General features: G+C 32.7%; 13 protein-coding genes. 11 read left to right on the top strand and 2 right to left on the bottom strand.

Translation table 11 applies throughout. The annotated features are described in order from the left end of the window. The first annotated feature begins 599 nt into the window (after positions 1-599). The 6 genes from B5D16_RS06905 (at position 600) to B5D16_RS06880 (ending at position 4,591) form a co-directional block, all read left to right on the top strand. Complete coding sequence (locus B5D16_RS06905) at positions 600-1,436, top strand: hypothetical protein (RefSeq protein ID WP_078766266.1); 837 nt, start codon at positions 600-602, stop codon at positions 1,434-1,436. Between the two features lie 150 nt (positions 1,437-1,586). Beyond that, positions 1,587-2,396 carry an HAD family hydrolase gene (locus B5D16_RS06900; RefSeq protein ID WP_078766265.1) on the top strand — a complete coding sequence of 270 codons (810 nt, stop codon included), beginning with the start codon at positions 1,587-1,589 and terminating at the stop codon, positions 2,394-2,396. A 149-nt stretch (positions 2,397-2,545) separates the two neighbouring features. Next, entirely contained in the window at positions 2,546-3,433 is an 888-nt protein-coding gene (locus tag B5D16_RS06895) for a phosphotransferase (protein WP_078766264.1), read from the top strand. A 109-nt stretch (positions 3,434-3,542) separates the two neighbouring features. Beyond that, complete coding sequence (locus B5D16_RS06890) at positions 3,543-3,896, top strand: arsenate reductase family protein (RefSeq protein ID WP_479723673.1); 354 nt, start codon at positions 3,543-3,545, stop codon at positions 3,894-3,896. Between the two features lie 16 nt (positions 3,897-3,912). Further along, positions 3,913-4,092 (top strand): chorismate--pyruvate lyase, encoded by a 180-nt coding sequence (locus B5D16_RS06885; protein WP_078766262.1) that lies wholly within the window; start codon positions 3,913-3,915, stop codon positions 4,090-4,092. A 193-nt stretch (positions 4,093-4,285) separates the two neighbouring features. Then, positions 4,286-4,591 carry a hypothetical protein gene (locus B5D16_RS06880; protein ID WP_078766261.1) on the top strand — a complete coding sequence of 102 codons (306 nt, stop codon included), beginning with the start codon at positions 4,286-4,288 and terminating at the stop codon, positions 4,589-4,591. A 143-nt stretch (positions 4,592-4,734) separates the two neighbouring features. On the opposite strand, the gene B5D16_RS06875 is transcribed toward B5D16_RS06880, so the two are convergent. Beyond that, complete coding sequence (locus B5D16_RS06875) at positions 4,735-5,586, bottom strand: IS3 family transposase (RefSeq protein WP_242943013.1); 852 nt, start codon at positions 5,584-5,586, stop codon at positions 4,735-4,737. After that, the gene (locus tag B5D16_RS06870; RefSeq protein ID WP_078766259.1) at positions 5,553-6,119 is read right to left on the bottom strand and encodes a transposase; all 567 of its coding nucleotides are present in this window, start codon (positions 6,117-6,119) and stop codon (positions 5,553-5,555) included. The genes B5D16_RS06875 and B5D16_RS06870 overlap by 34 nt, the downstream gene beginning before the upstream one ends. Positions 6,120-6,372: 253 nt before the next feature. Here B5D16_RS06870 and B5D16_RS06865 point away from each other — a divergent pair, with 253 nt between their 5' ends. From B5D16_RS06865 to B5D16_RS06850, 5 genes are all read left to right on the top strand, one after another. Next, positions 6,373-6,882, top strand: coding sequence for an RNA polymerase sigma factor (locus B5D16_RS06865; protein ID WP_078766258.1), 510 nt, complete (start codon positions 6,373-6,375; stop codon positions 6,880-6,882). After that, positions 6,883-8,181 (top strand): hypothetical protein, encoded by a 1,299-nt coding sequence (locus tag B5D16_RS06860; protein WP_078766257.1) that lies wholly within the window; start codon positions 6,883-6,885, stop codon positions 8,179-8,181. 244 nt (positions 8,182-8,425) lie between these two features. Further along, the gene (locus B5D16_RS06855; RefSeq protein ID WP_078766256.1) at positions 8,426-9,607 is read left to right on the top strand and encodes a hypothetical protein; all 1,182 of its coding nucleotides are present in this window, start codon (positions 8,426-8,428) and stop codon (positions 9,605-9,607) included. 250 nt (positions 9,608-9,857) lie between these two features. Beyond that, on the top strand, positions 9,858-9,983 hold the full coding sequence (locus B5D16_RS12720) for a hypothetical protein (protein WP_278286358.1): 126 nt from the start codon (positions 9,858-9,860) through the stop codon (positions 9,981-9,983). Positions 9,984-10,216: 233 nt separating this feature from the next. Continuing rightward, positions 10,217-11,725, top strand: a complete 1,509-nt coding sequence (locus B5D16_RS06850) for an SH3 domain-containing protein (RefSeq protein ID WP_078766255.1) — start codon at positions 10,217-10,219, stop codon at positions 11,723-11,725. The last annotated feature ends 3 nt before the right edge of the window (positions 11,726-11,728 follow it).

Raw genomic sequence — 11,728 nt, 5'->3', positions numbered from 1 at the left:
ACGAGCAACGGACCCGAGGAATAAAGGAAAATCGCCCTTTGTAGTGGGGCTGAGCTGTGTATGGTTTGGGGTTTGTAGTTCTGTGAGGTCCAAGTTGCTTTTGTATGTGGAAGGTTGTGGCAGTCTTACTTTTGACTGAAAAAGCGTGAAAAGTAAGAAAAAGCAACTTGCTAATGATGAGTGGAGGTTTGTGGTATTCTTACTTTTGACTGAAAAAGCATGAAAAGTAAGAAAAAGCAACTTGCTAATGATGAGTAGAGGCCTGAGGTATTCTTACTTTTGATTGAAAAAGAGTAAAAAGTAAGAAAAAGTAACTTGCTAATGATGAGTGGAGGTTTGTGGCAGTCTTACTTTTGACTGAAAAAGCGTGAAAAGTAAGAAAAAGCAACTTGCTAATGATGAGTGGAGGTTTGTGGCAGTCTTACCTTTGAATGAAAAAAGTGTAAAAAGTAAGAATAGACCTGGAATAAAAATAGATAAAATGACAAAAAGATATTTACTTTTTGATGTGCAATGTATATAATTGCACTATACGTGCTAACCTATAATATAAAATCCTAAATTGAAAATAATAATATAAACAAAAGAAAGGATATATTATGGGTAATAATATTAATAAAGAAACAAAAGAGATAGCTGGATTTGAGGGAATGAATATTTTCTTATATTTTAGGAAAAAGAAAGAATATCTCGAGAAGATTTTGGTTGAATTAAAAAAGAGGAGTTATGAACAAGATAACTGTTTAAAAACTGAAAAAAGAAATAATTTCATTCAGTATGTAGTCTACAAAAAAGGCAACCCTCAAAATCTAAAATACATAACCAAATCCAACCTCTCCATTGCAAAATCTATAGCTCAACGCGACTATGAAAAGCAAGTTGTTAAATCAATCGAAGAAGAAATAAAGTGCATAGAACGATTTTTCAAAACTATGCCGGAGATTACTTATGAGCAGGTTTATGATAAACTGGTAGAGGGTAGGAAAAAGTTAGTTACGCCGATTGTCATGACGGATGAAGAGTATGCAAAGAAATGGCAAGAGCAAACTTTTGTAGCTAAGAAACTTGAATCCGGTTTGGTTGGATATGAAACACAACGTGGTGAAATAGTTAGATCAAAGTCTGAAGTTATTATTGCAGATGCTTTGTATTTTGCGAAGATTCCGTATCATTATGAGAAGCCTCTAAAGGTTGGCAATAAGGTCGTTCATCCAGACTTTACGGTTTTGAATGTAAAGAATAGAAAAGAGTACTATTGGGAACATCTAGGTTTGCTTGATGATGAGGATTACTTGAATAAGTTTCTTATAAAGTTGGATTCCTATGAGAAAAATGGAATCAGAAGTGGAGAGAAACTTATATTGACTAAGGAAACAAAAAAGCATCCATTAAATACAGCAAATGTTAAAGAAATGATTAAATATTATTTAAAATAGAAAGATGTAAAAATCTAAATAATAAAAGATATCAATATTTAAATAATAAAGGATACAATAATTTTAATAATAAAAGATATAAATATTTAATTGAAATATCAATTGGATGTATCAATAGAATAAATCAGGTCTTATTAGAGGGAACGAAATATGAGTTTATTTGATAAGTATAAAGTTATAGTGTTTGATTTGGGTGGGACATTAATGGAGTATGTTGGGATGCCGCTTAACTGGAGTGAGTATTATCCGGAAGCATTTAGACATGTCAATGAAATCAATAAGTTAAATTTGTCTGAGGAAGAAATTAGTAAAGCGGTTGAGATATTGAAGTCCTACAACCCTCGAATTACGAAGCGAGAGATTGAAATTGATCCGGAAGATATGTTTAAGGAAATTCTGAAATCTTGGAATGCAAATAAACAAATATATGAGCAAGTTTTTCCTAAAGATAATAAACATAATTTTGATATAAATGATTCAGACGAAAGCGAAAATAAAAAATTCGACAAAGATAATAATTCAGACGAAAGCGAAAACAAATTATTCGACAAAGATAATACTTCAGACATAGATTCCTTCATCAAAAAAATTATCCAAGATTTTTTCGATGGAATGAACTTGAGACCTGTGATTTTTGATTACACAAAGAACCTTATAAAGTCTTGTAAGGCGCATGGGTGCAAGGTCGCGTGTCTTACGGATTTGGCGAGTGGTATGCCTGATTATATTTTCAGGGAAGACATAGCGGAAATCGTGAACGAGTTTGATCTGTATGTATCATCAAAAACTTGCGGATATCGTAAGCCGAACAAGGCTGGAATTGAGTATATAGCCAGCAAATGCGAGGTGGATGTGAAACAGATTCTTCTAGTTGGGGACGAAGAAAAGGATTATAACACAGCAAATAACGCAAATTGTGATTTTATGTTTATATCTGATTTTAAAAACTATAGTAATTAAATAAGATTATCTACTAAATATACATTTAGCTTCAAATTTTCTATAATAAGTCTGATATAATTAAGTGAATAAATTAATTCATATATAGAAAGAAAAAACGGTGTTTGAAAAGATAGAATACCTAGTTGAAAATAGATGGAGAACGATTAATGGATGTAAAAGAATACCTAGTAAAACATAAGGTTGAAGAAATTACAAATGGACAGAGTGGTGCTGGAGTATATATGATTGACGGCGAGTATATATTAAAGCATGTTAAGAAGGAAAAACTTGATAGTAAGGTTTTCGATACGTACAAAAGAGAAGCTTTGTTTTATCAGGAGAAAAAAGGAAAAAATCTATTTGTTCCAGTAATAAAGGAATTAGAGTTATCGGACGATGAGATAATTCTTATTATGAAGAAATATTCGGAGCTAAATCGCGCCGATATAGATGACGAATTGATAAGCAAAATTGCGAATTTGCTGGCAGGTGTTCATGGGAGCGACATTCCAGGCTTTTTGAATGATAATTCAGACAAGCAAAAACTCGTATCTGACAATGGAATTGAAGATTGTGTGAATGGCTGGAAGAGTGTTTTGAATGAACATGAGGGCGTGTTTTCTGAGGGGATTCTTAATGATGTTGCAGCAAATATCAACGACATTATTTCGCTTAAGAATAAAGAGAAAAGCGTACTAGTTCATGGCGATTTTCATTGGGAAAACATTTTGAAAGATGATAGTGGGAATCTGATTCTTTGTGATTGGCAAGGAGTTAAGGTTGGTGGACCTTCGGAGGATTTGAGTTTCTTTTTAAGTAGACTTGGAGCTGATGGGGTTAACATTGACGAGGATGGATTCTTAAATGCATACGGCGATGCATACCAAAAAATATTTGATGAAAAAGTTGATGTTACTGAAATTAAAAAATATATGTGGGCGTCACGAGTTATCACAACTTTCTTGTACTGGCACTTCTTCCTTCATGGAAGCGACGTAGAAAGGGTCAGAGAGGTGTACGAGAATATGAATCTAGTTGATACACAAGAATTATAATATTTATAATAATAGCATAGAAGCAGAATGCTTAAAACAAGGACAAAACAGATGGATAGGATCAATAAAAATAATAGAAATATTATCCAAAATCAAGGAGGTAAAAATGATTAAGGTATATTGTTACAGCAAATGCACAACTTGCAAGAAGGCACTTAAGTGGCTTGATGATAATAATGTGAAATATGAATTGATTGATATTAAGGAGAATAATCCTGATGAGGCAACTATTAAAAAGTATTATGAGAAAAGCGGGTTGGCGCTTAAGAGGTTTTTTAATACAAGTGGCATGATTTATAGAGATTTGGGATTATCAAAGAAGTTGCCTGATATGACTGAGGAGGAGCAAATTAAATTGCTTGCAAGTGATGGTATGTTAGTAAAGAGACCATTGTTAGTTAGTGGTAATTTGATACTAACTGGTTTTAAAGAAGTTGAATGGGCAGAAAAACTATTAAAATAAGGATGAAGATAATATTATGTTTGAAAAGATAGAATATATAGTAGAAAGAATAGATGGAGATTATGCATTTTTAAAGAATTTAGCTGAGCCAGATGCTGAGTTAAAATGTGTTGCGAGGGCATTACTACCTGAAGGTATTAATGAGGGCGTAAGATTAGATTACGAAATGCTCCAGTATTCAGTTGTAGAAGATTAAAAAGGTAGAAAAAAATTGAGAATAGAATAACATAACCGTATATTATGAGATAGTGATAGTTTGTTATTTTCTTACAAATCTGTAAGGTGATTGTAAGTATAAAAAATGGTAAGTCAGACTGGTATTTGTTAAGATATATACATCGAAAGAAAAACTATTTAATTAAACATATAAATACCAGGAGGATTAGAATATGAAAAATTTATTTGGAGATAAGAAAAAAACATATACTTATAAGCAGTTAGAACAGATGAAAGCGTACTATATGTTTGCTGCTTCCGCAACTTGTACTTTCGCTACATTTGGTGGGATGATGGCAGCGTTAAAGTTAAGTGGAATCGATGTGGATATGGGGCTATGCAATAGTTGTATAGCTTACGCAGCAGTTTGCGGAGTGATGAGTTTTGTTTGTTCTAAGTTTTATAAAAGAGCTAAGAATGAAAAGATGAGAGATATTGTTGATTCAGAATTCAAACTTATGAATCAAATTGAATTTTAAGATTAGAGTAATTTAGTTAGTTGAAAAGTTGATAATTTAATATATTGCGATAAGGATAAACAAGTTTCCGAAAAGTATGATTATTCTATAAAAACCGTGGTTTAGATGATATGTACCCAGAATCCTGGACACATATTTATTAATCAGGTTGAACACATGGATGCTATCCTGTATTGTACAGGTGGCATCCATTTTGTTTTCACCTGAATTCTTTTGTTATTGTAGTAATCTATATACTCTTCAACGGCTTTTGAGAATTCTTCGAATGAAGAGTATTCTTTCTCGTAGCCATAATACAGCTCATTTTTTAATCTACCAAAGAATGTCTCCATAATACAATTATCATAGCAGTTCCCTTTTCGTGACATGGATTGTATAATACCATGTTCTTTTAATGTATTTCTAAAATAAGCATGCTGATATTGCCATCCTTGATCAGAATGGAATATTAGACCTTCAACTGACGGAAATTTATCAAAAGCCTTCTTTAACATTCTTGCTATCTGTTCGAGATTAGGACTCATAGATAGATCATATGAAATGATTTCATTTGTATTCATATCTAACACTGGCGATATATAACACTTTCCCCATGAAAAATTGAACTGAGATACATCTGTTGTCCATTTTTGTAAAGGGGCAGTTGTACTAAAGTCTCTATCTATTATATTATTAGCAACTTTACCCACTTCACCTTTATATGAGTGGTATTTCTCTTTTGGACGTTTCCCCATTAATCCGGCTTTATTCATAAGGCGTTGAACACGTTTATGGTTTACTTTGTATCCGCGATTTATCAACTCTTGATGAACACGTCTAACACCATATCTTCGTTTATTCGACTCAAAGATATTTATTATCTCTTTTAATAGTTCATGATTGCGTTCTGCAATAACATCCCTCTTATTAATTTCAAAATAATAAGTCGATTTTGCCATAGACATAGCTTTAAGAAGATATTTTAATTGGAATCCTTGTTCTCTGAGTTCTTTGATAATCGCTGCTTTTTCGCCTTGAGTCGCGCAGCTTCCCTTTCTTCTCTCAAGGCGATCTCTTTTTTTATCACTTCTATTTCAGCTTTCATATATTCATTTTCAGCCCTTAATCGAATCAATTCTTCATACTCTGATTCATTAGGTTTTGGTGGTTTTCTTGTTCCTACTTTTTTCATATCAGTATTCTTTGATTTACGACCTTTCCTTAGTATAAGACCATTATAACCGTAAATCTTATATTTGCGAACCCATTGATACAGCAATCCCCGGTTAATACCTGCTGAAATAGCAACTGTTTTGAAAGAATCACCAGCCATAACGCGAGCAACTAAAGCATAACGTTCTTCAGGAGTCCATTCTTTATTCTGATTTTTGTGTCGTAAAGCATCAGAACCACAGGACTCTTCAATTCTGACCCACTCACGCGTTTGGTCATGGAATTCTTTATCCATTATTCCACTGGGAGTTTCAGGATATTCACCACGATAATATAATTCAACACATTTTCTTTTAAATTCATAACTATAACGCATAAAAATACCCTCCTTACTGGTTTTTGTCCAGTAAAGAGGGTACATATCAAGATGCCACGGTTTTTGTTTATATGATGAGAAAATGCTAAAACTTGTTTTCAGATGCTTGAAGACTATGATATTTATTTCACCAAATGTTTATTTTTCAGTATAATATACATTAGGAAAATTTTTGTGACCTAAGTTATGACTTATTTGTGTAGTATGTGAAAAGGATAAACCGGTTAGACTTTTAGGAAGTAAAGGAGATATTATGAGTGACCAGAATATAAGATCAGATATGGAATATTTAATGAGCAAATATGGAGATCTTTTATTTAAGACCTGTGTTCTTACGGTTAAGAATAAGTATGATGCTGAAGACATTGTACAAGAGACAATGCTTAAGTATTATATGTCCGATACGGATTTTAAAGATGATGAACATAAGAAGGCATGGTTGCTTAGAGTGTCTCAGAATTTATGTAAAAATCTTCTTGATTATAAGAGGAGACACGCTCACATATCATATGATGAATTAGAGGGATGTATTGAAGGTGGAACTAGTTATAGCGTTGGGTCCATGGATGAATTTATAAAGATTGCAAATTTGGATTATAAATATCAAAGTGTAATTGTTTTACATTATTTTGAAGATTTGTCAGTTGAGGAGGTTGCTGGTATTTTAGAGATCTCGGTATCAGCGACTAAGATGAGATTAAAGAGGGCGCGTGAGAAACTTAAGAAGATATATAAGAAACATTATTCAGAGGAGGTGTTATAGATGAGTATAATTAAGAACGAAAACAAAGAAATCTATGACGGTATTAAGCTTAACACTGAGTCTAAAGAAAGAATTATTGATGAATTAGTTGAGAAAATCGAATCTAATTCTAATAATATATCGGAATTAGACGGATTGAGGAGGGAAAGAATGATGAACGAAAAGATGAAGAATGATAAAATGTTAGGAACAATAAAAACTGCACTTGTTGCATTCGGTTCAATCGCAGCTACATTAGCAATTGTTGTTGGAGTAGCAAATTATAATAATGGTTCAAATAAGAAAACTGTCGGTAAAAATGTAGCAACTGAGAGTGTTACAGCAATTGAAACAGTAACTGAAAAGGAAACAGAAAAAGAAACAGAAACAGTAAAAGATGTAGAGAGTGATTTAAAATTAGCAAATGCCAAAGAAGCGTTGGATTTTAAGCGTACAAATAAGCCAAATCAAAATGATAATGGTGAATGGGATAACGAACCATATGAGTATGAATATGCTAAAAGTGATATTGATGGCGATGGCGAGAAAGATGTTATAAAGATTTCATATGAGACTTCTAAAAAATATAAAGGTAATGTTAATGGTAAGGTTACTCTTTATGTAAATGATGTTGAAAAGAAAACATATGATCTTGGTCTTGGTCAGGATCCTAGAAATGTAAAATTTATTGATATGGATGATAACAAGTATTTTGTATACTTTGATATAGGAGAAGAGACTGTTTTAAGTGCTCAGAGAGTAGTAAGTTTGCAAGATTATGAAGAAGTAGTATCTGATGCTTGCTTACCATACATGCAAAGAGTAGAAAAAGTTTTGGTTGATAACAAAGATAAAAAAATTATTTTTGAATATTATTGTCAGTTAAATTATATTGGAGCTATTGAATGTATGCTTGAAATTAACTGTGTTGATGATGCATTCAAAATCAATAATAAGTGGGTTGATGTTGTTACAAAATGGTCAGATGAAGATTGGCGTGAATGGCTTCAGGAAAATGATGGAAAGTATGCAGTGAGAAAAGACGCAGAATTTTTCGATGGAGAAAGTGACGATTCGAATAGTGTTACTATTAAGAAGGGTGAAAAATTAATTCTTAAGAGTGTTCGTTGGAATGATACATTATCAGTCGGAAAAGATAAAATAATGGAAGATGTTAATAGTTTTATTGATATGTATCATTTTGTTACTGAAGAAGGAAAGGATGTTTATTTTAATCCATTAAAAGATGGTATAGAATATTATCAGACAGTTGAAGATAGCGATGAAGCTATATTTGAAAACGTTCATTGGGCACAGTAAAATTTTTAATCATGCTATATATAAAGAGCTACACTTAATGTGTAGCTCCTATTTTAGTACCTGTAAATGTGCAAAGAATCTCCAGCAAATGCCTTCCTGCAGCCCCGACAAAATTATGGATGTGACCAACCGCTCCTTTTAAGTGTATTTATAGTGTAGGAACAAATTAATATAATAAGTTTCACGACATGTTTTAAAAATTTTTATAAGATTAAAAAAAAAGGAAGATAAAAAGGAGAAAAATATGAAGAATGAAAAATTTGAAAGAGCGGTTAAATATATAGTAGTTGTGGCGTTTTCTGTTATTGCTACAGGCTCAATTATTTTAGGAGCAGCAAAGTATCAAAATGATACTAACGAAGAAACGGAGTCAGAAAAGGCAATAAAGGATACAGTTTTAAAAGAAACTCAGATGGTCGATAATACATTAAGTAGCGATAAGGAAGAAACAAAAGAGGAGACTAAGAAATCAGAAACCATAAATGATGATGGTATGTATGAAGCTGTTTCGGGTGAATTTGCTGATTTTAAGCTTGTTAATCCTAAAAAAGGTGGAGTTAATGAGGAGTATTCAGAGGTACTTGCAAAGTATGAGTATCTTATTGATGAATATGATATTGATGATGATGGACTGAATGATGAACTTAAGTTTACTTGTAAAAGTGGCTATGATAAAAACGGTGAAAATGTAATGGAAGCGGCCATATCCTGTAATGGAGAGGAATATTATACGGAAGATAAATTTGATGGAAATTTCTTTGATGACGTAAAGTTGATTCATTTAAGTGATGGAAATGATTTCGTATATTTTGATACTGCAGTATATGGCGAAGGCTGGATAAGCTCACGTAGATTTGTTAGTTTACAGGATTATAAGGTGGCTTTAACTGAAGTTGATTTACCACATATGGATAAGGCATCGGATGATATGTTTAAAAGCATGGAAGAAAACGTATTAACAATGGTCTTTAAGGATGAGTTGATGTATACAGGTTGGATTCCACTTTGCTATGAAATCAGCTATAAAAACGGGACATTTGTTACAGATAGTGAAAAGATCAAAGTAATTCATGAAGATGAGTACAAAAACTTCTTTGATGATGATAATGCGAATATGGTTCTTATGAAGTATGTTTTGGATAAGCCTATGGATTTTTATTCTAATAATGATAAGAGTGGAGAAAAGATTAGAATTGATAAAGGTGAGGAAATTGATTTTGAAGATATAAGCTGGAATAAGAAAGACCATGTAATCGCCATGGAAATAAAATCCGATGAAGTAGCAAATAGTTTTTACGATCTATACCATTTTGTTACAAAGGATGGAAAAGATTTGTATATGGACCCGGTTGAATCAAATAAAAAGAATGGTGATGGCTATGAGAATAATGAGCCAGTATTTAAGGGAGTTGAGTTTGTAGAGTAAAAATTTTTAGATTTGTCACAAAATAGAGCCTTCAAGTGTTTATATAGTGTAAGGGTAATTGATAAGGGCTTATATAAAAATAGTAATCTTACAAATTTGTAAGGTAAATGTAAGCATCGCAGATGGATATAATAATATGCATTTGCTATGATATATGCATGAAGAAAAAATTTATAGAGAACTAACCGTGAAAAAATTTATTTAGAGGAATCGAACAAGAGGTTCAGGAAAAGATTTAGGAGGGATTGTAATGAAAAAGTTTTTGAGGGAAAAGATCAACAATTTATTTGCAACATCGAAGAGAACAAAGCGTGAGACAAAAATTAAAGAAAACATTGATTTCGAATTTAGATTCGTAAATCAGATGGAAATGTAGGGCGAAAAGATTTAAATAAAATCTCTGGAAAGCAGGTTGAGTAATACCTGAGTTTCCGGAGATTTTTTTATGCAGAAAATGCTTGATAAATGGATTTTGTAATAATTTTGTAAAATTTAGGGTTTTGTCGTATAATATAGAGGAGTGTGGGTTAACGTAGGGTAGATGTTAACTCAATTCATGGTATATATGTGGGGATACATAGTTTATATAGGAAGGATTATAGAGAAAAGATGAAGAAGAAAAAGTATTTGGCGATAGGCGGAGCTTGTGTTGTTTTAACGCTTGGGGCGTTCTTCTCAACACAGAATAAAGGGAAATCGGATGACAATCAGAATATAAGCAAGGCAGCAGGTGCAGTTACAAATGTTGAGAATACTACATCAGAGGGGGCTGCAGGATCATCAAATAATAGTGAGGCTACTACTGAAAAGTCTGAAGGTGGTGACGGCTCAGGTGATATAAATAATCCTGAGAGCAAGGATATTGCTACGCCTAATAAGAAACTTACAAAGTATGAAAAGTATAAGGAAACACTTAAAGGCATGGGTGTTGTTGATCTTGGCGACAGCGATGTTGAGGCTTTGTATGTTCATGAGACTATGGATAAAAAATCAAAAACTGTTGGGTATATTCCTCATGGTGGAAAGATGAAAATTCTTGAAAAACTTGATGATAACAATTGGTATAAGATTAAGTCTGGTAAGATAAAAGGATTTGTTCGCAGCAAATACGTTCTTACAGGTAAGAAGATGAAGGAAGCCATAGTTTATAATAAGGACGTTATTGCTCATGTTGAAGGTGAGAATGTAGGAATACTTGGTAAGGCAAATAGAGATAGTACAGTTGTTGCAATTGGATATAAGGAAGCTGATTATCCAATTGAGGCTTTTAGTGATAATAGAAAGTATGCATATGTTGAGAGAACAGCCACAATAACAGGCTGGATTCCTATTTCAAAGATTAAGATTCAGGTTACTTGTCCTAAGGCTATGGATAAAGAAGAATTTAAGGAATATCAGAGAGAGTATTCTGAAAAAGAAAAGAAGGAATTAGAAAGTTATCTTTCAATTTCATTACAGCCTACTGGTAATTCTTTATTGGATTCTATAATTAAACTTGTTTCACATAATGAATCTGGTAATTTTAAATCTGCTAGAAATCCAATTACAGGTGGTGAAAAGACTATTACTGTTGGTGCATGGCAGTGGTATGGTGAGAATGCTCATAATATTTTAAGACAGATTTGTAATGCTAACAGGGATAAGGCTGCTGAAATAATTGAGAGTGCATTTGCTGGAAGACGAGGAAGAGATAAGGCAGAGAAACTCTATGAGGATATTTTAGGTAGTAAAAACTGGGTTAACGAAAAGAGATTATTTAGTAATGAGGAACTTATTGCAGTTAAGGGTCTTCTTGGAAGTGATCAGGGTGTTAAAGTTCAAAGCTCCAAGATTCAGTCTGATATTCAGGCCAAGGTCACTGTTGCAATTCGTACATATAATTTATCAAATGATGCGTTAGTTGCATATTTTTGCGATTTGTTCTGGCAGAATCCTGCACAGGCAAGAGCAGTTGTAGATGAATGCATTGACCATTTTGGCGGCGCAAGGGGATTCTCTAGAGCAAGAAATGGTCTTAGATATCTTCACAGAAAAGCTTTAAATAATCATACATTTGGTAGATTTACAAGACGTCGTGAATATACATATTCATATTGCCAGCGTCTTGATGAAAATTAGAAG

This window comes from Eubacterium uniforme (genome assembly GCF_900167115.1).
GTDB lineage: Bacteria > Bacillota > Clostridia > Lachnospirales > Lachnospiraceae > Eubacterium_S > Eubacterium_S uniforme.
Note: the sequence above shows the minus strand (reverse complement) of the source record. Positions and strands in the feature narration are given on the sequence as shown.